This window comes from Rathayibacter tritici (genome assembly GCF_002932875.1).
Classification (GTDB): Bacteria; Actinomycetota; Actinomycetes; order Actinomycetales; family Microbacteriaceae; genus Rathayibacter; species Rathayibacter tritici.
Map to the genome: position 1 here is coordinate 228,229 of NZ_PSWS01000058.1, position 22,853 is coordinate 251,081.

Genomic DNA, 22,853 nt, shown 5'->3' on the forward strand with positions numbered 1-22,853 from the left:
GATCCGCCGGTCCCTCCCCTTGCCGATCAGCGCTCTCGATCACGACAGGTGGCCGGCCTTCTCCATCTGCCGCAGCTCGCGCTTGAGCTCCTGGACCTCGTCGCGCAGCCGGGCCGCAAGCTCGAACTTGAGCTCGCCCGCCGCCTGGAGCATCTGACCATTGAGGTCCGCAATGATCGCCTCCAGGTCGTTGCCGCCGTTGGCCGCGAGTCCCTGCCGGCGCAGGTTGGGCGTAGGACTCTTCTTCTTGGAGTCGCGGCCGGCGAGCAGCTTGGCGGTATCGGCCCCCTCACGGGCGAGGGCGTCGGTGATGTCGGCGATCTTCTTGCGCAGCGGCGTCGGGTCGATGCCGTGGTCGAGGTTGTAGGCGACCTGCTTCTCGCGCCGGCGGTCGGTCTCGTCGATCGCGAGTCGCATCGAGTCGGTCACCTTATCGGCGTACATGTGCACCTCGCCCGAGACGTTGCGGGCAGCGCGGCCGATGGTCTGGATGAGCGACGTCGACGAGCGGAGGAAGCCCTCCTTGTCGGCGTCGAGGATCGCCACGAGCGACACCTCGGGAAGGTCGAGACCCTCGCGCAGCAGATTGATGCCGACGAGGACGTCGTACACCCCGGCGCGCAACTCCGAGAGGAGCTCGACTCGGCGCAACGTGTCGACGTCCGAGTGCAGGTACCGCACGCGAACGCCGGCCTCGGTGAGGAAGTCGGTCAGCTCCTCCGCCATGCGCTTGGTCAGCGTCGTGACGAGCACCCGCTCATCGCGCTCGGTGCGACGCGTGATCTCCTCGAGCAGGTCGTCGATCTGGCCCTTGGTCGGCTTGACAACGATCTCGGGATCGATCAGTCCGGTGGGGCGGATGATCTGCTCGACGATGCCGTCGGCGATCCCCATCTCGTAGCGACCGGGGGTCGCCGAGAGGTAGACCGTCTGGCCGACGCGAGACGTGAACTCCTCCCACTTCAGCGGGCGGTTGTCCATCGCCGAGGGCAGACGGAAGCCGTGCTCGACGAGGGTGCGCTTGCGAGAGGCGTCGCCCTCGTACATCGCGCCGATCTGCGGCACAGTGACGTGCGACTCGTCGATCACGACAAGGAAGTCGTCCGGGAAGTAGTCGAGCAGACAGTGCGGGGCCTCGCCCGACTCGCGGCCGTCGATGTGCCGGGAGTAGTTCTCGATGCCCGAGCAGAAGCCGATCTGCTGCATCATCTCGAGGTCGAAGGTGGTGCGCATCCGCAGCCTCTGAGCCTCGAGGAGCTTGTTCTGCTTCTCGAGGTCGGCCAGACGTACCTCGAGCTCCTGCTGAATAGTGTCGATCGCCCGATGCATGACGTCCTGGCTGGCGACATAGTGCGAGCCGGGGAACACCGAGACCGACTCGAGCTTACGGACGATGTCGCCGGTGAGCGGATGCAGTGTGTACAGAGCCTCGATCTCGTCGCCGAACATCTCGATCCGGATCGCGAGTTCCTCGTACATGGGGATGATCTCGATCGTGTCGCCCCGCACCCGGAAGGTTCCCCTGGCGAAGTCGACGTCGTTCCTGGCGTACTGCATCGAGACAAACTTGCGGATGAGGCGGTCGCGGTCCACGCGCTGGCCCACCTGGAGCGCCACCATCGCCTCGAGGTACTGCTCGGGCTGGCCAAGGCCGTAAATGCAGGAGACGGTGGAGACGACGATCACGTCCCGGCGGCTCAGGAGCGAATTGGTGGTGGAGTGCCGCAACCGCTCGACCTCGGCGTTGACCGAGCTGTCCTTCTCGATGAAGGTGTCGGTCTGCGGGACGTAGGCCTCGGGCTGGTAATAGTCGTAATACGAGACGAAATACTCGACCGCATTGTTCGGGAAGAGTTCGCGGAACTCGTTGGCCAGCTGCGCGGCGAGCGTTTTATTGTGCGCGAGAACGAGAGTGGGACGCTGCACGGCCTCGACGAGCCACGCGGTGGTGGCCGACTTGCCGGTTCCGGTGGCGCCGAGCAGCACGACATCGGTCTCGCCGGCGTTGATCCGAGCGCTCAGGTCGGCGATGGCGGCGGGCTGATCACCGCTCGGCTTGTACTCGCTGACGACCTCGAACGGGTGCACGGCACGGGTTGGCTCCATGATCCGAAGCGTAGCCGTGACCACCGACACCGGGCTCGTCCTGCGCTGGGGGCGAACGCGAGTGCGCGCGTCCGGGACGCCGCCAGTTCGATTTGCAGGGGATACAGGCTCCGCGACGGCGCACAAGCGGAGGAGAGCGCTCCACGCGCGGGAAGACCTGCACATCGCACGCCTTCCTGCAGATCGGACGACGGCCCGGCGAGCGGACGGCGGCCCGGCGAGCGGTGCGGGTCAGCGCGTCAGGCGCTCCCAGAGTGCGTCGGCCTGGGCGAGCGTCTCGTCAAGGGTTCCGGAGGCGTCGATCACGACGTCGGCGAGAGCCAGGCGCTCCTCGTCGCTCGCCTGCGAGGAGACGCGGGCGCGCGCCTGCTCCTCCGTCATACCGCGCACCGCGACCAGCCGCTCGATCCGGGTCCGCTGCGGTGCCTGCACGACGACAACCTCGTCGAACTCCCGCGCACCGCGGCCCTCGGCCAGCAGCGGGACATCGTAGACGACCACGACGTCCGGATCCGCCGCGGCCGCCTCCGCGAAGAGGCGCTGCGAGCGGAGTGTCACCGCCGGATGGGTGATGGCGTTCAGATCGGCGCGCGCGACTGCGTCCGAGAAGACGATTGCGCCGAGGGCTGCGCGGTTGAGGGCGCCGTCGGAGCGGATCACAGCCGGGCCGAACCGCTCGATGATTGCCGCTAGTGCGGGCTCCCCCGGCTCGACGACCTGCCGGGCGAGGACGTCAGCATCGACGATCACGGCTCCGTGCTCGGCGAGACGGCGGGCGACGGTGGACTTGCCCGAGGCGATGCCTCCGGTGAGGGCGACGAGATGCACCCGGCCACCCTACCCAGCCGAGCCGTGACCCTGGAGACGCCGAACGGCCGGCCCCCGAGGGAACCGGCCGTTCGATGCGACGTGCTCGCGATCAGTTGCTCGCGATCAGTTGCTGGAGGACAGCTTTTCGCGCAACGCGGCGAGGGACTCGTCATCGGCGAGAGTGCCGCCGGTGGTCGCCTCGCTGGTGAAGCCAGCGCCGACCGAGACACCCTCGGAGACGGTCGCCGCCTCCTCCTGCGACTTGACGACCTGGGCCTTGTGGGCCTCCCAGCGCGCCTGAGCAGCGGCGTACTCCAGCTCCCAGGCCTCACGCTGAGACTCGAAGCCCTCGCGCCACTCGTTGGTCTCGGGGTCGAAGCCCTCGGGGTACTTGTAGTTCCCCTGGTCGTCGTACTCCGTGGCCATGCCGTAGAGCGCCGGGTCGAACTCGGTGCCCTCGGGGTCGACGCCCTCGTTCGCCTGCTTGAGCGAGAGGGAGATGCGGCGACGGTCGAGGTCGATGTCGATGACCTTGACGAACACCTCTTCGCCGACCGACACGACCTGCTCGGCGAGCTCGACGTGCTTGCCCGACAGCTCGGAGATGTGGACGAGGCCCTCGATGCCGTCCGCAACGCGGACGAAGGCACCGAACGGAACAAGCTTCGTGACCTTGCCCGGCGCGACCTGTCCGATCGCGTGGGTGCGGGCGAAGACCTGCCACGGGTCCTCCTGCGTCGCCTTGAGCGAGAGCGATACGCGCTCGCGGTCGAGGTCGACCTCGAGAATCTCGACGGTGACCTCCTGGCCCACCTCGACGACCTCGGAGGCGTGCTCGATGTGCTTCCAGGAGAGCTCGGAGACGTGGACGAGACCGTCGACGCCGCCGAGGTCGACGAACGCACCGAAGTTGACGATCGACGACACGACGCCCTTGCGGACCTGACCCTTGTGCAGGTTGTTCAGGAACGTGGTGCGGCTCTCGGACTGCGTCTGCTCGAGGAGCGCGCGACGCGACAGAACCACGTTGTTGCGGTTCTTGTCGAGTTCGAGGATCTTCGCCTCGATCTCCTGGCCGAGGTACGGCGTGAGATCGCGGACACGGCGCAGCTCGATGAGCGACGCCGGAAGGAAGCCGCGGAGGCCGATGTCGACGATGAGACCGCCCTTGACGACCTCGATGACCGAGCCGGTGACGACGCCGTCCGACTCCTTGATCTTCTCGACGTCGCCCCACGCACGCTCGTACTGCGCGCGCTTCTTGGAGAGGATCAGTCGCCCCTCCTTGTCCTCCTTCTGGAGGACGAGGGCCTCGACACTGTCGCCCACGTTGACGACCTCGGAGGGGTCGACGTCGTGCTTGATGGAGAGTTCGCGCGAGGGGATGACGCCCTCGGTCTTGTACCCGACGTCGAGGAGGACCTCGTCGCGGTCGATCTTCACGACGGTGCCTTCGATGAGGTCTCCGTCGTTGAAGAACTTCAGAGTCTTTTCGACCGCGGCAAGAAAGTCTTCAGCAGACCCGATGTCGTTGATCGCGACCTGCTTGGTTGCCTTGTCGGTCGTTGCGGTTGTCATTAAGGGATGCTCCAGGATGGATGGGTCTCGGGCGGCGGCCCCCTGCGAGCCTCGCGGCTCGGCGGAGTGGTGACCACTGCGGTGGTGAGGATGTGCCTCCGACCCCGGAGCGGCGCTTGTTGGACCGGGAACCGGTCCTCCTCACGCGCCGCGGGCGCGGCGGCGCCACACATGTGACAACTGAGTTTACCAACCCGGCCGGGCGCACAGCAATCTCGACGCGCCCGTCTCGGCCTCGGGATCCGAGCTCAGCCCGCGAGACTGGCGCGGAGCGTGTCGAGTCCGACGCCGCCGAGGTCGAGCGCCCGCCGGTGGAAGCCCGCGAGCGAGAAGCTCGCGCCCTCACGGATCTGGGCCTGGTCGCGCAGCTGCTCCCAGATCCGCTGGCCGATCTTGTAGGACGGAGCCTGCCCCGGCCAGCCGAGGTAGCGGTTCACCTCGAAGCGAACGAAGGCGTCGTCCATAGTCACGTTGGCGCGCAAGAAGTCGAGGGCGGAGTCGGCGGTCCAGCCCCGGCCGGAGCCGGGCATCGGCTTCTGCAGGTGTACTCCGATGTCGAGGACGACGCGCGCCGCGCGCATCCGCTGGCCATCGAGCATGCCCAGGCGGTCGGCCGGGTCGTCGAGGTAGCCGAAACTCTCCATCAGCCGCTCCGCGTAGAGGGCCCACCCCTCGGCGTGACCCGACGTGCCTGCGAGTTGGCGGCGCCAGGTGTTCAGGCGGGCGCGGTTGTGCACCGCCTGCCCGATCTGCAGGTGATGCCCGGGGACGCCCTCGTGGTAGACGGTGGTCAGCTCGCGCCAGGTGGCGAACTCGGTGACGCCCGCGGGCACCGACCACCACATCCGGCCCGGACGCGAGAAGTCGTCGCTCGGTCCGGTGTAATAAATGCCGCCCTCCTGGGTCGGCGCGATGCGGCACTCGAGGCGGCGCACCTCCTCCGGGATGTCGAAGGCAGTGCCGGCGAGCTCGCGGACGGAGCGGTCGCTCGTCTCCTGCATCCAGGCCTGCAACGCGTTGACACCGTGCAGCGTCCGCGCCGGATCGGCCTCGAGGTGGGCGATCGCCTCGGCGACGGAGGCACCGGGCAGGATCTCGCGAGCGATGGCCTCCTGCTCGGCCGTCATCCGCGCCAGCTCCTCGATCCCCCACTCGTAGGTCTCGTCGAGGTCGACGACGGCCCCGAGGAAGCGGCGCGAGTGCAGCGCGTACAGCTCGCGGCCGACGGCATCCTGCTCGGTCGCGGCGGGAGCGAGCTCGCTGCGGAGGAATTGCGCGAGGGAGCCGTACGCGGCCGAGGCGCGCCGGGCGCCGTCCTCGAGCCGCTGCGCGAGTGAGGCGGGCAGCGAACCGGCAGCGGGAGCGGCCTCGGCGGCCAGCTGGGCGAAGAATCCGCGGGGCGCGGCGATCGTGCGGGCCTGCTCCGCGACGAGCTCGACCTGGCGGAGAGCGGGAACCACTCCGGTACGGACCCCCGCGCGAAGGGTCTCGGCGTAGCCCTCGAGCGCCGTCGGCACGGCCAGCAGCCGCTCGGCGATCGCGTCCCAGTCGGCGACCTCGTCGGTCGGCATCAGGTCGAAGACGTCGCGCAGCTCCTGGGCAGGGGACGCGATCACGTTGATGTCGCGCAGCGGCAGGCCCGCATCGTGCCCCTCGAGGGCGAGACGGAACTCGGCGCTCAGGTCGGCGACGGTGACACGGTCGACCTCGTCGGCGGGCTCGACTGCCTCCAGCTCGGCGAGTGCGGACGCCGTCGCGGCCCGCGCGCGCTCGAGGCCGATCGGCGAATAGTCACCCAGGAGCCCGTTCGCCTCGGCGCGGCCGATGGCGGTGCCGAGGGTGGGGTCGAGGTCGACGAGCGTGTCGACCCAGCGCTCGGCGACGGCGTCGACGGCGGTGGGCTCGCGGGGGATGTCGGTGCTCATGCCTCCGAGCCTAGCCAGGCCGCGCAGCCGGCTCAGTGCGCCGCGACATCCCAGTCGGCTCCGTGGCCCACCTGTACCTCGAGCGGGACGCTCAGGTCGGCGGCCCCCGCCATCCGGTTGCGGACGATCGCCTCCAGCGGCTCCTCCTCGCCGGGAGCGACGTCGAAGATCAGCTCGTCGTGCACCTGGAGGAGCATGCGCGAGCCGAGGCCGCGCTCGTCGAGGTCGGACTGCACGCCGATCATCGCGCGCTTCATGATGTCGGCGGCCGAGCCCTGGATGGGCGAGTTCAGCGCCGCGCGCTCGGCGTTGTCGCGGAGCACGCGGTTCGCGCTCTGTAGCTCGGGGAACGGGCGGCGGCGCCCGAAGATCGTCTCGGTGTAGCCCGTCTCGCGGGCCTGCTCGACGACGCTGCGGAGGTAGTCGCGCACGGCGCCGAAGCGGACGAAGTAGTCGGTCATCAGCTGCTTGGCCTCGGCGCTCGAGATCCGCAGCTGCTTGGACAGGCCGAAGGCGCTCAGGCCGTAGGCGAGACCGTAGGACATCGCCTTCACCTTGTTGCGCATGGCGGACGTGACCTCGCCCGGCTCGACGCCGAAGATCCGCGAGCCGACGAACCGGTGCAGGTCCTCGCCGGAGTGGAAGGCCTCGATCAGCCCTGCGTCGCCGGAGAGGTGCGCCATGATCCGCATCTCGATCTGCGAGTAGTCGGCGGTGAGCAGGGTACTCGCCTCCGCTCCGTGCACGAAGGCGGTGCGGATGCGGCGGCCGACCTCGCTGCGGACGGGGATGTTCTGCAGGTTCGGGTCGTTGGAGGAGATGCGTCCGGTGGCGGTGCCGGTCTGGTCGTAGCTGGTATGGATCCGGCCGTCGGTGGTGACCGACTTCTCGAGGGTCTCGATGATCTGCTTGAGCTTTGTCGCGTCGCGGTGCTCGAGCAGCAGGCCGAGGAACGGGTGCGGATGGGACTCCTGGAGGTCGGCCAGGGCGGACGCGTCGGTGGTGTAGCCCGTCTTCGTCGCCCGGGTCCGGGGCATGTCGAGCTCCTCGAAGAGGACCTGCTGCAACTGCTTCGGCGAGCCGAGGTTCATTTCGTGACCGATCTCGGCGAAGGCGCGGCTCGCGAGGTCGGCGGCCGAGGTGGTCAGCTCGCCCCGGAGGCGCGCGAGCACCTCGGCGTCGATCGCAACGCCGGTGAGCTCCATCGTCGCGAGCACCTGCACGATCGGCAGCTCGATGTCGACGAGCACCGACAGCATCCCCTCGCCCAGACGCTCGCGGAGCGGCGCGACGAGCCGGTAGGCGTACCAGGCCTCGGTCGCCGGGCCCATCGGCTCGACGGTGGGGACGAGCTGGTTCGGGTCTCCCTGCGCCATCGTCTCGTCGAGGTGCTGCGCGACCTGGGCCGAGAGGGTGGCCGGGTGGCCGGTCGGCTGCAGGAGCCAGGAGGCGACGCGGGTGTCGAACTCGAGGCCCGCGACGGGGAGGGCTGCGCGGCGCAGCGCCTTGATCTGGGGCTTGGCGTCGGCGAAGTACTTGGGTGCGGGGCCGGCCAGCCATTCTTCGAGCGCGGTGTAGTCGGGCCGCTCAGCGGCCCACGGCACGAACGCCGTCTCCTTCTCGACCGCGAGACCGACGCCCTCGAGTCCGTCCGCTCCGAGCTGCACCTGAACGGCGACGGGCGCGGTGCCCTGCGACGAGACGCGGTCGAGCCAGTGCGCGAGCTCCTCGTCGACCAGGGTGCGGACGGCGGGGGCGGAGGTCGTGACCACGTCGCCCGCCAGAGCCGCGGCGGCGCCGTCGACGCCCTCCTCCGCGGCGATCGTCAGCACCCGCTCCTGGAGCGTCTTGAACTCCAGGCGGCTGAAGATCTCGCGCACCGCGTCCGGATCGATCGGCCGCCGAGTGAGGTCGTGCGGACCGAGCGGCAGCTCGACATCGGTCACGAGGCGATTGAGGCGGCGGTTGCGGAGTGCGTTCTCCTTCTGCTCGCGGAGCTTCTCGCCGACGACGCCCTTGATGTCGTCGGCGTGGGCGATGATGTCGGCCACCGTGCCGTACTGAGTGACCCACTTGGCGGCCGTCTTGGGGCCGACCTTGTCGACTCCGGGCAGGTTGTCGCTCGTCTCACCAACGAGAGCCGCGATCTCGGGGTACTGGTGCGGCTCGACACCGTACTTCTCGAACACCTTGTCACGGTCGTAGCGCGTGAGCTGCGAGACGCCCTGAGTGGAGGGGTAGAGCAGGGTGACCTCGGGGGTCACCAGCTGGATGGTGTCGCGGTCGCCCGAGACGACCAGCACCCGGAAGCCGGCCTCGGCGCCCTGGCGCGCGAGGGTGGCGAGGATATCGTCGGCCTCGAAGTCCTCCTTCGAGACGGTGCGGATGTTCATCGCGTGCAGCGCCTCCTCGAGGAGGGGGACCTGGCCCGTGAACTCGGGCGGAGTCTCGCCGCGGGTGCCCTTGTACTCGGGGTACTCCCGGGTGCGGAACGAGTAGCGGGAGATGTCGAACGCGACGCCGAGGTGGGTCGGCTTCTCGTTCTTGAGCAGCAGGATCAGCATCGACAGGAAACCGTGGATGGCATTCGTGTGCTGGCCCTCGCGGGTCTGGAAGCTGTCGACCGGGAGAGCGTAGAACGCCCGGAACGCCAGGGAATGGCCGTCGACGAGCAGGAGGGTAGGCTGTTCCGGATCTGACACACGGCCAGACTACACAGCGCCTCCGACACCGGATCGGCCCGCTCGCGCCCGCCGATCAGGGCCGCTCCGAGGCTCCAGCACGAGGAGCGACGTGACCGAGCCGACCCCCAGCACGACCGCCTGGATCCGCCCGCCAGGACTCGACCTGGATGCCGGGATCGGCCGCGGCATGGGCGAGCTCGCCGAGCGGATGGGCATCCTCTGGCACGAGCTCACTCCGCAGCACTCGGTCGCCTCGATGCCGGTCGAGGGCAACCGGCAGCCGTTCGGCATCCTGCATGGCGGCGCGCACGTGGTGCTGGCGGAGTCGATGGGCTCGATCGCGGCGAATGTGCATGCGGGCGAGGGGCGGCTTGCGATGGGCATCGAGCTGAACGCGAGCCACAGCCGCTCCGTCCGGTCGGGCTTCGTGATTGCCACCTGCGACGCGCTCCACCTCGGCTCCACCCTCGCCACGCACGAGATCGTCGTCCGCGATCAGGAGGGGCGCCGCCTCTCCACTGTCCGAATCACCACCATCATCCGCGACGCCCGGTGACGGAGCACAGTCAGCCCGTAGCGCGGGAGCGGAGGGTGAGGAGCACGCCAAGGACGGCGACGACGCCCGCCGTCGACAGCGAGACGGCCGGGGCACTCGGCGCTGTCAAGCGACAGCCGACGACTGTGCCCGTCCCCGTCCAAGGGGCGACACTGGGCGGATGAGCCTTCGCCTACTCCTCAAGAGCCTTCCGTCCATGCCCTCCGAGTTGCCTTCGTTCGATGCCGAGGCGGCCCCGGCCGATCCGATCCAGCTTTTCGGGCAGTGGCTCGAGGAGGCGAAGGACGCGGGGCAGCTCCTCCCCCACGGCGCCACGGTGTCCACCGCCGCCGCCGACGGCACCGTCTCGGCACGCGTGTTGGTGCTGCGCGAGATCGACGAGGCCGGGTGGGCCTTCTCGACACACGCGTCCAGCCCGAAGGGGCGAGACATGGAGGAGAACCCGCACGCCGCGCTGACCTTCTTCTGGCCGGTGCAGGGCCGGCAGGTCCGCGTGGAGGGCCGCGTCCAGCGCGCCAGTGCGCAGGAGTCGGCCGACGACTTCCGCCGCCGCTCCGAGGCTGCGCGCACGGCGCTCCTCGTCGGACGCCAGAGCGAGCCGATGCGCAGCGCTGAGGACTTCGGTCTCGTCACGCTGCAGACCAGCGTCGCCGTGAGCTGCTCCCCCGCCACGCTCGACCGCGACTGGGCCGTCTACCGGGTGATTCCCGAGCGGATCGAGTTCTGGCAGGGCTCGGCCGCCCCCGAGCAGGACCACACCCGCCTCGAGTACCGCCCGGGAACGACGGAGGCGGGCGGCTCCCGCTGGGAGCGCACCCGCCTGTGGCCCTGAGGCCGAGAGCTACGCCTTCTTGATGCTGAGCTGCTCGATGATCGCCTGGGCGACGTCGTGCATGGTGAGGCGGCGGTCCATCGATGCCTTCTGGATCCACCGGAACGCCTCGGGCTCGGTGAGGCCCATCTTCTCGTTCAGCAGGCCCTTGGCGCGGTCGACGAGCTTGCGAGTCTCGAAGCGCTCGACCATGTCGGCGACCTCGGCCTCGAGAGTGAGGATCTGGGCGTAGCGCGAGAGAGCGATCTCGATCGCGGGCAGCAGGTCGTTCGGAGTGAACGGCTTCACCACATAGGCGAGCGCTCCGGCCTCGCTCGCGCGCTCCACGAGCTCCTTCTGGCTGAAGGCCGTGAGCAGGACGACCGGCGCGATGTGGGCCTTCGACAGGCGCTCGGCCGCCGAGATGCCGTCGAGCTGGGGCATCTTGACGTCCATGATGACGAGATCGGGGCGCAGCTCGGTGGCGAGAGCCACAGCGGTCTCGCCGTCGCCCGCCTCACCGACCACCTCGAAGCCGTTGTCGCGGAGAATCTCCACGATGTCGAGGCGGATGAGGGATTCGTCTTCGGCGACGACGACCCGACGGGGCGCGGTCGACGAGGGTTCCTGGTCAGTCACGCCGATGAGCCTACGGTATTCTCGACGAGCTGGTGATGAGCCGGTGTGGCGGAATGGCAGACGCGGGGCACTCAAAATGCTCTGCCCGAGAGGGCGTGTGGGTTCGAGTCCCACCACCGGTACCCAGACGGCGTGCCTGGCGATACCGTGGCGCGTGACGGGCGCGCCGACCTCTGCGGCGCCGCCCGAGTAGCGGTCAGCGGGACAGCGGCAGGCTGCCCGCCAGCCATGCGACCTGCCGCTTCGCCCCGGCGAGGACGACGCCCACGGCGCCGTGCTCCTCCGTCCGGGCGTTCGCCATCGCCGCGGTAGAGGAGTCGTAGTCGCGTGCCGCTTGAGCTCCCCGGCCTCACACCGCGACGTCGCGCCGGCGTCCCGGGAACGGCGCTCCCGAGCGCTGGTCACCAGAACATGGTGCCCGGCGAGCCCTTGAACGGGCCCACCACGCGCGCAGTAATCCAGCCGCCGTAGAAGTCGCCCGGCTGCGGCTGGACCGTCTCGCCGGCGACGGTGCAGGAGTCCATCCGGCCGGGGTACAGGGCGACCGTGTCGACGAGCGCCTCGAACCCGGCCATCGGCTCGAGGTAGGTCCAGCCCGCCGCCTCGGCGATCGCTCCTCCTCCGCCCCTGACCGTGAGGTAGGACGCGGCGCCCTTGAACTCGCAAATGCTGCGGCCGGGCGCCGGTTCGAGCGCTCCCGGCGCGAACGAGGACACGGGGAGGTAGTAGACGGGCGGGTGGCTCGTCTCGAGAACGCGGAGGGCGTCGGTGGTCTCGGCGACGACGACTCCGCCCAGCGTGACGACGACGTGCTCCGAGGTGGCTTCGACCCTGGGCGGTCGCGGGTAGTCCCAGACGGATTCTTGGCCCTCTGCGGGCGGCACACGCTTCATCCCGCTCACGCTACGCGGCACCAAGCAGCCGTCCGCCGCCTCCCAGAGGATGCCCGGGCGGGCGCCGTCGCTCCGCTGATCGCCGCCGCCAGAACGCGCGGACGCCCTGGTCGCGTAACGTCGTCCTTGCGCCGGAACCCCGAGACCGCGCGCAGAAGGAATCCAGAGTGCCCACCGAATGCATCCACGGCCTCGACATCGCGCTCTGCGACGTCTGCTCCCCCGCCAAGCTCCCCGAGCCCGTGGGACGCGCCAGCCGTGCCCCCGCGCGCGTGCCGGGCACCTCCCGAGCGGCTACCGCCCGCGCCGCCGCTCGCGGTACGGTGCGCGAGAAGCCCCTGCCCGAGGTGGACATCGCCGCGCAGCGGATCTACCACGTCACCCACCTCGACAACATCGAGGCGATCGTCGCCGCCGGTGCGATCCTGGCCGACCAGCAGCTCGTTGAGCGCCCCGCGGTCGACGTCAGCGCCGAAACGACCCGCGAGCACCGCCGTGCCGTGCAAGTGAAGGACGGCGTGAGCGTCGCCGGCTTCGTCCCCTTCTTCCTCTCGCCCGACGCCGCGCTCTGGGCCGACCTGCGCGGCGAGCGCGTCGCTCCGCACTGGTCGCCCAGCGCCCACGAGACCATGGCCTCGCAGTACGTCGTGCTGGTGGGCTCGCTCGCCTCGGCTCCCGTGCTCAGCGACGGAGACGCCTCCCACGTACTGACCCGCTTCACCGAGGGCGACGCCCTGGTGCGCACTATGGCCCGCCTCCTGGTCGACGAGCCGGCGCTGCGCAGCGCCGAGGCGCTCGTTCCCGAGCGCTTCCCGCTCGACGGCGTCGCCACGGTCGGAGTGGCCTCGGTCGCCGCGCGCAACCGCGTCAAGGCGCTGTTCGAGGGCGTCGACGCCTCGCCCCGCGTGGCCGTCTACCCGCCGTGGTTCCACCCGGTGGCCGCGGAGGAGTGATCCGGGCCTAGTCGGCTTCGAGCAGGTCGAGGCGGTCGGCAAGGTAGCGACGCAGCGGCATCAAACCCTGGTCGCCGAGACCGGGCGCCCAGCGCACCAGCACCTCGGAGCCGCGCAGGACCAGCGGCTCCTCTCCCGCCTCGAGGGCGGCGGCGTCGAGCGCGAGGGGACGCCAGCCGTAGTTGACGATCTCGCCCTCCTGGAACGGGCCGTCGAAGGCGGCACGGCGGATCTCGCGCCGCGCCTCCTGCGACTCCGACTGATTGTTGGCGTGCAGCGGAGCGACGGCCCGCGTGACCGATCCGGTGGCGAACAGCTCGCCCTGGCGCCCGAGAAGGAGCACGCCCAGTCGCCAGGCCCGAGTCACCGGAGCCATCACGGGCTTGCGTCGGAAACCGAGGATCGCCCGCGGGATGCGCAGCTGTGCGAGGGCCTGATCGGCGACGCTGCGCGCCTCGAGCTCGGCGCACACCTCCCCGAGTAGCGCGGTCAGGGCGGCGACAGCCTGCTCGGCCCCGGGTGCTGCGGGCATCGCTCCTCCTCGTTGCGTGCCGCCAGCCTACGGGCGGCACCGGCGCCGGGCTCCCGCCCTCCGCACCGGCCTCGCCGCCGCGCACCGCTAGCATCGCCTGACAACACTGAGGAGGACGAGCGATGCGCGTCATCATGATGGGCCCGCCAGGCGTGGGCAAGGGCACCCAGGCAGACGCGCTCTCGCGCGAGCTGGGGGTGCCGGCAATCTCCACCGGCGAGCTGTTCCGCGCCCACGTTGCCGATGGCACCGACCTCGGCCGACGGCTGCGGGCGCTCGTCGAGGCGGGCGAGTACGTGCCGGACCAGCTCACGAACGCGCTCGTTGCGGAACGGATCGACGAGGACGACGCTCGCGACGGCTTCATCCTGGACGGTTATCCGCGCACTCTCGCGCAGGTCGACGCTCTCACCGAGTTGCTCGACGAGCGCGGGACGCCCCTGTCGTGCGTCGTTCTTCTGACGGCCGGCGCTGACGTGGTCCTCGCGCGACTGCACGCACGGGCGCAGGAGCAGGGACGGGCCGACGACGACCCCGAGGTGGTGCGGAACCGGATCGAGGTCTACGAGCGCGAGACCGCTCCCCTGGCGAAGGTCTACGAGGAGCGCGGTCTGCTGGTGCGCATCGACGGCTCAGCCTCACAGGGCGAGGTGGCGGCCAGGATCATCGCGGCGTGCCGGCCCGAGTGAGCCGACCCGCCGCGACGGGCATCAGATCGCCGAGGCGAGGACTTCGTCGAGCTTGGCGGACGCCTCCTCATCCGTGCCCTTCAGGGCGAGCGAGAGTTCGGAGACGAGGATCTGACGGGCCTTGAGCAGCATCCGCTTCTCTCCGGCCGAGACGCCGCCCGCCTGCTCCCGACGCCACAGGTCGCGGACGACCTCGCTGACGCGGTAGACGCTGCCGCTGGCCATCTTCTCCTGGTTGGCCTTGAAGCGGCGCGACCAGTTGCTGGCCTCCTCCGCGACATCGCTGCGCAGGACGTCGTAGACGGCCTGGACGCCGGCGTCGTCGATGATCTCGCGTACGCCGACAAGTTCGGCGTTCTCGACGGGGAGGGTGATGGTGAGCTCGCTGGTGTGCACGTTCATAGTCATGAACGTCTTCTCGACGCCCTTCACCGAGCGCTTCTCGAGCCCGGTGATCGTCACCGCTCCGTGGTGCGGGTAGACCAGGGTCTCGCCGACCTCGAATGTCATCATGTCGTGCCTTTCGTCGTGGGGCGTGGTGGGAGTGAGGAGTCGAGGGGTTGCAGGGTCGCCTCGGCGAGCCACAGCGGCAGCAGCGCGACGAGATGCTCGACGAGCTCCTCGTCGGTGCCGTCGAGCGAGCCGGCGAGCCAGGCGCCGACCACGGCGAGCACGCCGCCGGCCGCGAAGACCGCGGTGAGCTCGGGGTCGACCGCAGGGGGGACGTCGACGCGGGCGAGCACTGCGTGGTGCAGGGCCAGTGCCGTGTCGAGCACGGCATCGTCCGACGCGACCCGGGCGGAGGCGCGGGCCCGGAGGCGGGCGTGGAAGGCGTGGCGGTCGACCAGGCGCTCGATCAGGCGCGAGTAGCCGCGCTGCAGGGCATCCCCTCCTGAGCGATCTGCCGGGGAACTCTCGGCGACGTCGGCGACCACGAGGTCCTGCCGGAGGAGGGCCGAGGCGACTCCCGCGGCGTCGTCGAAATGGGCGTAGAACGCGCTGCGGCTGATGCCTGCCTCGCGCACGATGTCGCTCACGGCGATCCCCTCTGCTCGCTCGCCGTCGCTCTGCATCACGAGGCGCTCGACCGCATCGAAGACTCGGCCGCGAGTGCGTCGAGCCCGCGGATCGGCGGAGCCGGGCGCCGAGGGGGACTCCGCCGCGGGCACGGAAGCAAGGCGCACGGACGTCATTGGTGGTGAGTCTACCACTTCCCGGACAGGTGTACGGGAAGCGGGTCAGGCCCCGCTGGACACCTGCGCAAGACGCGCGATCCGGTCGATCGCTGCCTGCTCGCTCGGCGAGACCGGACCGAGGTAGCGGCGCAGGAACACGAACAGCAGCCGATTCGCCGTGATTGCGGGCCACCAGGGGCGGCGCAGACCCAGCAACCGGCGCACGTCCGGCCTGAGCGAGGCCACGGCTCCGGCGAACAGCAGCGGATAGACGGCGCCGGCCTCGCCGGGCAAGCGGATGTCGCGGAGAAAGCCAACTGCCTCTCGCACGCGCGCGTCCGGCTTCAGCTCGCCCGCGAATCCGGCGAGCTGTTCGCGGAGCTCCGCGACGCTCTCGGGCGGGTGCTCCACCCCGAGCAGTCGACCGGAGGCCGCCCACTCGCGCACGTAGGCGTCGGGGCCGCCGGGGATCCGGCCGCCCCACACCTCGTGGGCACCGAGGAACGCCTCGGTGAAGGCGTCGTGCACCCACAGCAGCAGCCGCGGATCCTGAGCGGAGTACGGTCGCTCGAGGCCGCCGGCGTCCTCGTAGGAGCCCACGATCCGCTCATGAACACCGGTGACCCAGCGCGCTGCTCCGCTCGCCGCCGCGGTGTCGCCGAAGCTGGTCGTCAGGACCCAGCGGACAGTGTTGTCGAGTCGGCCCATCGGATCTTCGCGGTAGCGCGAGTGGTCGTGCACGCCCGCCATCGCTCCGGCGTGCAGGGTCTGCATCAGCAGGGCGCGGACTCCAGCGATCATCGTAGGCAGCCCGCCGTTGACCGCCCAGACGGCACTGCCCGGTCCGAAGAGCCCGGCGTCGGCTCCCTGCTCGAGGGCGACGATCCAGTCGGCGCGGGGGCGGGGGCGTCGGCTCACCCGCCCAGTGTGCGCCCGGTCCCTGGGTCGCGGCTGGCTGTTTTGTCACCCTTCGTGGGGTCGTCAGTCGGCGAGCAGCTCGCGGACGTCGTCGGCGGTCAGGGCCCGGGCGAAGAGCTCGCCCTCGTCGAGCACCGCCGTACTGAGGCGGCCCTTGCGCTCTTGGAGACGCACGATCTTCTCCTCGATCGTGTCCGTCGCGACCATGCGGTACACGTTCACCCGCCGCTGCTGGCCGATGCGGTGGGCCCGATCCACAGCCTGCGCCTCGGCGGCAGGGTTCCACCACGGATCGAGGACGAACACGTGGTCGGCCTCGGTGAGCGTGAGTCCGGTGCCGCCCGCCTTGAGGCTGATCAGGAAGACGGGGGCGGCACCGGAGCGGAACTCCTCGATGACTCCGGCGCGGTCCCGCGTGGACCCGTCGAGCTGCACGAAGGGGATCCCGCGCTGACGCAGCCGCTCCCCCGCCCGCTCCAGATAGGACGTGAACGTACTGAAGACGAGGGCCCGGCGGCCCTCGGCGAGCACGTCGTCGAGCTGCTCGACCAGCACGTCGAGCTTGGCGGACGGGACATGCCGGTAGGCCGGATCGACCAGAGAGGCGTCCAGCGCGAGCAGGCGGAGCAGGGTGAGCGAGCGGAATACGGTGAAGCGCTGGCGGTCGAGGTCGTCGACCATCCCCAGGAGCTTGCGCCGCTCGCGCTGGAGGTAGCTGTCGTAGAGCACCCGGTGAGCAGGTGTCAGCACGATCTCGAGCGTCTGCTCCTGCTTCTCGGGCAGCTCCGGCGCGACCGCCTCCTTGGTGCGGCGGAGCAGGAACGGCCGGAGCCGTCGCCGCAGACGCTCGAGGCGACGGCGCGCACCTTCGGTGTGGCCGACCGTCCGCCCCTCGGACAGATCCGGCGAAGCGATGCCGATCGGCGCCTCCGCATGCAGGATCGGCCGGGTGTACTCCTCGCGGAACCGGCGCAGCGGCGGCAGCAAGCCGGGCGCGACCAGGGCCAGGACCGCCCACAGCTCATCGAGCGAGTTCTCCAGCGGCGTGCCGGTGAGCGCGAGCACGACGGGTGCTCCCACACCGCCCGCGGCCCGGTGCGTCTGCGAGGCGGGGTTCTTGACGAACTGCGCCTCGTCGAGCACCAGGGCCGACCACTCCCGTGCCGCCCAGCGCTCGCCCGCGAGGCGCAGAACCGCGTAGCTGGTGAGCACCACGTCCACGTCCGCCGGGATCGCGTCGAAGGCGCTCTCCCGCGAGCTCGCGACGACGTGGACGCGCAGCCCCGGCGCGAACCGCTCGGCCTCGGAGCGCCAGCCGGGCACGACCGAGGTCGGGGCGACCACGAGGAACGGCGCGCGACGGACTCCGACGCGGCGCCCCTCCTCCACTGCCCACACCATCATCGCCAGCGCCTGCAGTGTCTTACCGAGGCCCATGTCGTCGGCGAGGATTCCGCCGAGTCCATGACCGAGGCGGTGTACGAGCCAGGCGTAGCCCGCCCGCTGGTAGGGGCGCAGCTGCGCGGTGAGGCCGGCGGGCGCCTCCACCTCATCCGGCGAGCCGGCGGCCAGGGCGGAGGCGAGCACGTCGCGCCAGGCGTCGGAGGCGATGTTCTCGTCGGCCAGCTCTGCCAGCTCGCTCCAGAGCTCGGTCTGGTGCCGGCCGAGCCGCGGCCCCGTCTCCCACTCGTCGAGCTCGTCGGCCCGGGTCAGCAGCTCGCGGAGCCGGTCGAGGCCGGGGTGCGCGAGCGAGAGGTAGGAATGGTCGACCAGGCGGATGCGGTCGCCACCCGCCGCCAGGGAGCGGAAGAGGGGCAGGAACGGCACGGTCGCGTCGCCGATCGTGACGACGACACCGAGGTCGAACCAGTCGGCGCTCTCGGTGTCGACGGCCGTGATCGTGAGGGTGAGCGGTCCGTTCAGCAGGCGGTAATCCGGAGCGGCGCCCTCGCGCTCCACCCGCACACCGCCGACTCCCTCCAGCTGCGGCAGCTGCTCCACCACGAAAACCGCGGCCTCGGCCCCGCGCAGGACCGCGCTCGTCCCCGGCTCCGGGACCACGGTGGATCCGGCCTCTCCGAGCACTGAGCGCACCCGGCGGAGCACGGCCCGCTCGAGGACGTCGTCGGGCGTGCCGTCGAGCTCGGTCGCACGGTCGGGCGTGCGGCGCCAGTGCCAGCCGACCCTGACCGTGCGCCGGGGCTCGAACGCCACGGTACAGACGAGGCGGGGCGGCTCTGGCTCGTCGAGCACGAGGTCGACCCCCTCTTCGCGAAGCGCGATGCGGCCACGAAGGGCCGGGAGGTGCTCGCGGACGAACTCGGACACGTCCTCGGCCGGGACGTTCGTCTGCTCGGGGTGCTCGAGGAGCCGCAGCTCCTCGTCGTCGAAGGGCAGCGGCGCGGGGGCGAGGAGGATCGAGGACGGATCGCCGCCCTCGACCGCGTAGACACCGTGCCGGGCGACGGGACGCGCCGACTCCAGCGGATACTCCGCCCCGTCGATCCGCAGGACGGGCCGCAGCCGCAGCGCGCCCTCCTCCGCCGAGACCGTCACCGCCACGTGGGCGGGACCGCCGAGGCGCACCGCCCCCTTCTCGGGGGCGAGCAGTGGTACGGCCGCCGCCTGAGCCTGCTCGAGCAGCCGCCAGAGCAGCGGACTCTCGTAGTCGTCGAGGTGGATCCAGTCGGGGTCCTGCCCGAGGTGCACCGTGCGGGTGGCCCGATGGAGCGCGGCGAATTCGGCGAACCAGCGCTGATGGGCGGGGTCGAGCGAGAGCCGATGAGTCTGGAAGTTGAGCGACTTCCAGGTGAGCGTGGTGCGGTTCCAGGCGCCGCCGCGTCCGCGCACGACGGGCCGGGTAGCGAGCCGATGGTCGCGGCGCTCGGCCGGGTCGTAGCCCTTCGCCGTGACGCGCTCGCTCGCAGGCGCCCGCCACGGATCGTCGGCACGGCGCACCAGCCGGCGCAATTCGAACTGCAGGCCGATCGGTGTGAGGACCGGCGACGCCTCCGCCTCCGTGGAGCCGCTGAGCTCGCCCACGCGAGCGCGCCAGGAGGAGGGGGTCGACTCGGGAGGCATCGCCCCATGCTGCCACGCACCTCCGACATGCCCACAAGGCCCGCCAGGCGGGCAGAATCGGAGCATGAGTAGCAGCGACTCCCCGGCGCCCACCGTCCTCACCCTCGGCAGCGAGAGCCTGCGCGTCGCCCTGACCACCGCCGGGGCCGAGATGACCTCGCTCCGCGACGGCGAGGGCCGCGAGTACCTCTGGCAGGCCGGGCCCCAGTGGCGTCGGCACGCTCCCGTGCTGTTCCCGATCATCGGGCGCCTCCCGGGCGACACCCTGCAGCACGATGGCGCCGAGCACCGGATGGGGCAGCACGGCTTCGCGCGCGACCGGGTCTTCGATCTCGCCGGCGTCTCGGCCGACGAGGCTGTGTTCCGGCTCCGGAGCGACAACGCCACACGCGCGATGTTCCCCTTCGACTGGACGCTGCTCATCGCGTACGCCGTGACCGACGCGACACTGCGGATCACCCAGACCGTCGAGAACCGCGGCTCGACCCCGCTGGGCTACTCGCTCGGCAACCACCCGGCCTTCGCGCTACCGCTGCCCGGCGGCCGTGGTGCACACCGCATCCGCTTCGCGCAGCCCGAGCCGGAGGGGTACCGCCGCGCGCCCGAGAATCTGCTGCTGGCGCAACGCCACCCCGCGCCGCTCGAGGACGGCGTGCTGGCGGTGGACGACGCGCACTTCGAAGCGGGCGTGATGATCTTCGATGAGTCGCGCCGACGCACGCTTCGGCTCGAGGCCGACGGAGCGGCCCGCTCGATCGAGGTCGACACCGGGGACTTCGACGTGGTCGGCGTGTGGAAGCCGGTCGGCGCGCCGTTCGTCTGCCTGGAACCGTGGCGCAGCGTGCCGACGCCGGAGGGCTGGGACGGCGACATCGTCGACAAGCCGCGCCAGATCGTCCTCGGGCCGGGCGAGCAGCGCGCACTGTCCTACCGCATCGCGCTGAGCTGAACGTCCTCCCGTTGGATCTGTGCGTCGAGCCGCTCGAAGCGGCGGATGATCAGGCCCTCGCGCGTGGCCCAGGGGCAGATCACCAGCGTCTGGACGCCGAGGGCCTCCATCGCAGCCTCCGCGACGAGGGCTCCGGCGAGGAGCTGCGGGGCCCGCAGAGCGGAGACGCCCGGGAGCGCTGAGCGGTCGGCCGCGCTGATCGCGGCGAGACGCGAGGTCCAGAGCCGCAGGTCGACCAGGTGCAGCTCGCGGCGCACGAGGGGGCCGGCCGCGCTCGAAGCGGCGCCGGTGATCCGCGCGAGCGAGCGGAAGGTCTTCGAGGTGCCCGCCACGAGGTCGGGGCGACCGAGGGCGACGAAGGCGCGGGCGGGCTTCGCAAGCAGCTCCCTAGCGTGACGGCGGGCGGCCTTCACGCTCGTGGCGGAGGCGGGATCGCCGACCAGCAGATCGCGCGTCACCCGGCCCGCCCCCAACGGGACGGACACCGCCAGCTCCGGCACCTCGTCGATACCCATCGAGAGCTCGAACGAGCCGCCGCCGATGTCGAGGTCGAGGATCGAGCCGGCACCCCAGCCGAACCAGCGGCGCACGGCGAGAAAGGTGGCCGACGCCTCCGCCTCGCCGCCGAGTTCCTGCAGATGTACGCCCGTCTCGGCGCGGACCCGGTCGAGGACCGTGGCGCCGTTCCCGGCCTCGCGGATCGCGGAGGTGGCGAAGGCGAGCAGGTCCTCCGCCCGGTGCTCGCGGGCGACCTCGGCTGCCTCGGCGACGAACGCGATCAGCTCGCGCTGCCCCTGCTCGGTGATGTCACCCGCCGCGTCGAGGTGCGCCACGAGCGCGAGACTGCGCTTGTGCGAGCGGTAGGACACCGGACGGGCGCCGGGGTGCGCGTCGACGAGGAGCAGATGGACCGTGTTGGAGCCGATGTCGAGCACGCCGAGTCGCATGGGTCCACGGTATCCGCCTGCGCAGCCGCATCCGGCCAGGGGCGCCGATCTCGGCGGGACGACGGAGGGCCCGGCCGCCTGCGCGACCGGGCCCTCCGGGGAGTGCTGGACTCAGTGATCCCAGTTCTCGGCCCTGTCGTCCGAGCTGGACGAGCCGACGATGTGCACCCGCATGTCGTTCGTCGTTCCGGCGCGCCCGGGAGGTGACCCGGAGACGACGACGACGGTCTCGCCGGGCTGGGCGAGACCCTCGCGCAGCAGCACAGCATCCACCTGCGCGAACATCGCGTCAGTGTGGTTGACCCTCGGCGTGACGAACGACTGGACTCCCCAGTTCAGCGCCATGCGGCGACGGACGGCGGGCTCGGGGGTGAAACCGATGATCGGGATGCCGTGGCGCAGGCGCGTCATGCGGCGCACCGAGTCACCCGACTCCGTGAACACACAGAGGAACTTGGCCTCGACGAACTCTGCGACCTCGGCGGCGGCCAGCGTGACCGATCCGCCCTGGGTACGGGGCTTGCTTCCGAGCGGCGGGATCCGCTCCAGGCCGTGCTCCTCGGTGGACTCGACGATGCGCGCCATGGTCTGCACGGTGACGACCGGCCACGCTCCGACGCTGGTCTCGCCCGAGAGCATGACCGCGTCCGCGCCGTCGAGGATCGCGTTGGCGACGTCCGAGGCCTCGGCTCGGGTGGGGCGCGGGCTTTCGATCATCGACTCGAGCATCTGGGTCGCGACGATGACCGGCTTCGCCCACCGGCGGGCGAGCTCGACGGCGTGCTTCTGCACGATCGGCACGGCCTCGAGGGGCAGCTCGACGCCGAGGTCGCCGCGGGCGACCATGATGCCGTCGAAGACGTCGATGATCTCCTGGAGGTTATCGACCGCCTGCGGCTTCTCGATCTTCGCGATGACAGGAGCCTTGCGGCCCTCTTCCGCCATGATCTCGTGCACCCGCTCGATGTCGCTGGCGTTGCGCACGAAGGAGAGCGCGATGATGTCGGCGCCGAGGCGGATCGCCCAGCGCAGATCGTCCTCATCCTTCTGCGAGAGGGCCGGAACGTTGACTGCGACCCCGGGCAGGTTGATGCCCTTGTTGTTCGAGACGTTGCCGGGGACGACAACCTCGGTGACCACGCGCGGCCCCTCGACGGCGGTGACGCGGACCGCGACCTTACCGTCGTCGATCAGGAGCATGTCGCCCGGGTTCACGTCGTCGGGGAGGCCCTTGAACGTGGTGCCCGAGAGCTCGCGCGTGCCGATGACGTCCTCGGTGGTGATGGTGAAGACATCACCCTCGGCGAGGGCGTACGGACCGCCCTCGAACTTGCCGAGGCGGATCTTCGGCCCCTGCAGGTCGACGAGGATCGCGACAGCGCGGCCGGCGTCGTCAGCGGCCTTCCGCACGATGCGATAGATGCCTTCGTGGACGTCGTAGCTTCCGTGACTGAGGTTCATGCGGGCCACGTCCACGCCGGCGTCGATGATCGCACGAATGGTCTCGTACGACGACGTTGCCGGGCCGAGGGTGGCGACGATTTTCGCTCGTCTCATTGAGGGGGTGCTCCGTTGTTCTGCGCTCAGAGGCGCGTCGTTAGCGGGGG

Annotated in this window: 19 protein-coding genes, 1 tRNA gene and 1 pseudogene; 6 read left to right on the top strand and 15 right to left on the bottom strand. The window is 70.6% G+C overall.

Translation table 11 applies throughout. The features are described 5' to 3' along the window. Positions 1-39: 39 nt before the first annotated feature. From uvrB to polA, 5 genes are all read right to left on the bottom strand, one after another. Positions 40-2,106, bottom strand: coding sequence for an excinuclease ABC subunit UvrB (uvrB, locus tag C5D07_RS11475; protein ID WP_068257194.1), 2,067 nt, complete (start codon positions 2,104-2,106; stop codon positions 40-42). Positions 2,107-2,337: 231 nt separating this feature from the next. Then, the gene (gene coaE / locus C5D07_RS11480; RefSeq protein ID WP_068252922.1) at positions 2,338-2,934 is read right to left on the bottom strand and encodes a dephospho-CoA kinase; all 597 of its coding nucleotides are present in this window, start codon (positions 2,932-2,934) and stop codon (positions 2,338-2,340) included. A 105-nt stretch (positions 2,935-3,039) separates the two neighbouring features. Continuing rightward, a complete protein-coding gene (gene rpsA / locus C5D07_RS11485; protein WP_068252919.1) occupies positions 3,040-4,494 on the bottom strand; it encodes a 30S ribosomal protein S1 in 1,455 nt (484 codons plus the stop codon). A gap of 248 nt (positions 4,495-4,742) precedes the next feature. Then, positions 4,743-6,419 carry a DUF885 domain-containing protein gene (locus C5D07_RS11490; protein WP_104259385.1) on the bottom strand — a complete coding sequence of 559 codons (1,677 nt, stop codon included), beginning with the start codon at positions 6,417-6,419 and terminating at the stop codon, positions 4,743-4,745. A gap of 32 nt (positions 6,420-6,451) precedes the next feature. Further along, on the bottom strand, positions 6,452-9,121 hold the full coding sequence (gene polA, locus C5D07_RS11495; protein ID WP_068252911.1) for a DNA polymerase I: 2,670 nt from the start codon (positions 9,119-9,121) through the stop codon (positions 6,452-6,454). Between the two features lie 91 nt (positions 9,122-9,212). On the opposite strand from polA, the gene C5D07_RS11500 reads away from it, so the two are divergent. Both C5D07_RS11500 and C5D07_RS11505 read left to right on the top strand, forming a co-directional pair. Continuing rightward, a complete protein-coding gene (locus tag C5D07_RS11500) occupies positions 9,213-9,659 on the top strand; it encodes a PaaI family thioesterase (RefSeq protein WP_373408345.1) in 447 nt (148 codons plus the stop codon). 160 nt (positions 9,660-9,819) lie between these two features. Then, complete coding sequence (locus tag C5D07_RS11505) at positions 9,820-10,491, top strand: pyridoxine/pyridoxamine 5'-phosphate oxidase (RefSeq protein WP_104259386.1); 672 nt, start codon at positions 9,820-9,822, stop codon at positions 10,489-10,491. Between the two features lie 9 nt (positions 10,492-10,500). Here C5D07_RS11505 and C5D07_RS15805 read toward each other — a convergent pair whose 3' ends face one another. After that, positions 10,501-11,109 (bottom strand): ANTAR domain-containing response regulator, encoded by a 609-nt coding sequence (locus C5D07_RS15805; RefSeq protein ID WP_068252905.1) that lies wholly within the window; start codon positions 11,107-11,109, stop codon positions 10,501-10,503. Between the two features lie 39 nt (positions 11,110-11,148). Between C5D07_RS15805 and C5D07_RS11515 the strand changes: the two genes are divergently transcribed. Beyond that, positions 11,149-11,231, top strand: a tRNA-Leu gene (locus C5D07_RS11515). A 74-nt stretch (positions 11,232-11,305) separates the two neighbouring features. Here C5D07_RS11515 and C5D07_RS15425 read toward each other — a convergent pair. Together C5D07_RS15425 and C5D07_RS11520 are read right to left on the bottom strand one after the other, a co-directional pair. Then, positions 11,306-11,437 (bottom strand): annotated as a pseudogene (locus C5D07_RS15425) (hypothetical protein); the annotation flags it as partial. Between the two features lie 73 nt (positions 11,438-11,510). After that, positions 11,511-12,002 (bottom strand): DUF427 domain-containing protein, encoded by a 492-nt coding sequence (locus C5D07_RS11520; protein WP_104259387.1) that lies wholly within the window; start codon positions 12,000-12,002, stop codon positions 11,511-11,513. Between the two features lie 167 nt (positions 12,003-12,169). On the opposite strand from C5D07_RS11520, the gene C5D07_RS11525 reads away from it, so the two are divergent. Further along, on the top strand, positions 12,170-12,955 hold the full coding sequence (locus C5D07_RS11525) for a DarT ssDNA thymidine ADP-ribosyltransferase family protein (protein ID WP_170063543.1): 786 nt from the start codon (positions 12,170-12,172) through the stop codon (positions 12,953-12,955). 7 nt (positions 12,956-12,962) lie between these two features. Here the strand turns inward: C5D07_RS11525 and C5D07_RS11530 are convergent, their stop codons facing one another. Next, positions 12,963-13,487 carry a hypothetical protein gene (locus tag C5D07_RS11530; protein WP_084415855.1) on the bottom strand — a complete coding sequence of 175 codons (525 nt, stop codon included), beginning with the start codon at positions 13,485-13,487 and terminating at the stop codon, positions 12,963-12,965. Positions 13,488-13,609: 122 nt separating this feature from the next. Between C5D07_RS11530 and C5D07_RS11535 the strand changes: the two genes are divergently transcribed. After that, positions 13,610-14,176, top strand: coding sequence for an adenylate kinase (locus tag C5D07_RS11535; protein ID WP_104259389.1), 567 nt, complete (start codon positions 13,610-13,612; stop codon positions 14,174-14,176). Between the two features lie 21 nt (positions 14,177-14,197). Here the strand turns inward: C5D07_RS11535 and C5D07_RS11540 are convergent, their stop codons facing one another. The 4 genes from C5D07_RS11540 to C5D07_RS11555 form a co-directional block, all read right to left on the bottom strand. Beyond that, positions 14,198-14,686 carry a CarD family transcriptional regulator gene (locus tag C5D07_RS11540; protein WP_068257183.1) on the bottom strand — a complete coding sequence of 163 codons (489 nt, stop codon included), beginning with the start codon at positions 14,684-14,686 and terminating at the stop codon, positions 14,198-14,200. Then, positions 14,686-15,369: a TetR/AcrR family transcriptional regulator gene (locus C5D07_RS15970; protein ID WP_068252896.1), complete on the bottom strand. Its 684-nt coding sequence runs from the start codon at positions 15,367-15,369 to the stop codon at positions 14,686-14,688. The genes C5D07_RS11540 and C5D07_RS15970 overlap by 1 nt, the downstream gene beginning before the upstream one ends. Before the next feature lie 45 nt (positions 15,370-15,414). Continuing rightward, positions 15,415-16,269 (bottom strand): oxygenase MpaB family protein, encoded by an 855-nt coding sequence (locus C5D07_RS11550; protein WP_068252893.1) that lies wholly within the window; start codon positions 16,267-16,269, stop codon positions 15,415-15,417. Positions 16,270-16,332: 63 nt separating this feature from the next. Next, on the bottom strand, positions 16,333-19,350 hold the full coding sequence (locus C5D07_RS11555; RefSeq protein ID WP_084415854.1) for a DEAD/DEAH box helicase: 3,018 nt from the start codon (positions 19,348-19,350) through the stop codon (positions 16,333-16,335). 64 nt (positions 19,351-19,414) lie between these two features. Between C5D07_RS11555 and C5D07_RS11560 the strand changes: the two genes are divergently transcribed. After that, positions 19,415-20,299, top strand: a complete 885-nt coding sequence (locus C5D07_RS11560) for an aldose 1-epimerase family protein (protein ID WP_068252891.1) — start codon at positions 19,415-19,417, stop codon at positions 20,297-20,299. Here C5D07_RS11560 and C5D07_RS11565 read toward each other — a convergent pair. Together C5D07_RS11565 and pyk are read right to left on the bottom strand one after the other, a co-directional pair. Continuing rightward, positions 20,278-21,246: a Ppx/GppA family phosphatase gene (locus C5D07_RS11565; RefSeq protein ID WP_068252889.1), complete on the bottom strand. Its 969-nt coding sequence runs from the start codon at positions 21,244-21,246 to the stop codon at positions 20,278-20,280. The genes C5D07_RS11560 and C5D07_RS11565 overlap by 22 nt on opposite strands. A 111-nt stretch (positions 21,247-21,357) precedes the next feature. Then, positions 21,358-22,803 (bottom strand): pyruvate kinase, encoded by a 1,446-nt coding sequence (pyk, locus tag C5D07_RS11570; protein ID WP_068252884.1) that lies wholly within the window; start codon positions 22,801-22,803, stop codon positions 21,358-21,360. Between the last annotated feature and the right edge of the window lie 50 nt (positions 22,804-22,853).

Coding starts and splice junctions, on each gene's coding strand:
- uvrB (WP_068257194.1), bottom strand. CDS start 2,106: ATGGAGCCAACCCGTGCCGTGCACCCGTTCGAGGTCGTCAGCGAGTAC.
- rpsA (WP_068252919.1), bottom strand. CDS start 4,494: ATGACAACCGCAACGACCGACAAGGCAACCAAGCAGGTCGCGATCAAC.
- C5D07_RS11490 (WP_104259385.1), bottom strand. CDS start 6,419: ATGAGCACCGACATCCCCCGCGAGCCCACCGCCGTCGACGCCGTCGCC.
- C5D07_RS11505 (WP_104259386.1), top strand. CDS start 9,820: ATGAGCCTTCGCCTACTCCTCAAGAGCCTTCCGTCCATGCCCTCCGAG.
- C5D07_RS11520 (WP_104259387.1), bottom strand. CDS start 12,002: ATGAAGCGTGTGCCGCCCGCAGAGGGCCAAGAATCCGTCTGGGACTAC.
- C5D07_RS11530 (WP_084415855.1), bottom strand. CDS start 13,487: ATGCCCGCAGCACCCGGGGCCGAGCAGGCTGTCGCCGCCCTGACCGCG.
- C5D07_RS11535 (WP_104259389.1), top strand. CDS start 13,610: ATGCGCGTCATCATGATGGGCCCGCCAGGCGTGGGCAAGGGCACCCAG.
- C5D07_RS11540 (WP_068257183.1), bottom strand. CDS start 14,686: ATGACATTCGAGGTCGGCGAGACCCTGGTCTACCCGCACCACGGAGCG.
- C5D07_RS15970 (WP_068252896.1), bottom strand. CDS start 15,369: ATGACGTCCGTGCGCCTTGCTTCCGTGCCCGCGGCGGAGTCCCCCTCG.
- C5D07_RS11555 (WP_084415854.1), bottom strand. CDS start 19,350: ATGCCTCCCGAGTCGACCCCCTCCTCCTGGCGCGCTCGCGTGGGCGAG.
- C5D07_RS11560 (WP_068252891.1), top strand. CDS start 19,415: ATGAGTAGCAGCGACTCCCCGGCGCCCACCGTCCTCACCCTCGGCAGC.
- C5D07_RS11565 (WP_068252889.1), bottom strand. CDS start 21,246: ATGCGACTCGGCGTGCTCGACATCGGCTCCAACACGGTCCATCTGCTC.
- pyk (WP_068252884.1), bottom strand. CDS start 22,803: ATGAGACGAGCGAAAATCGTCGCCACCCTCGGCCCGGCAACGTCGTCG.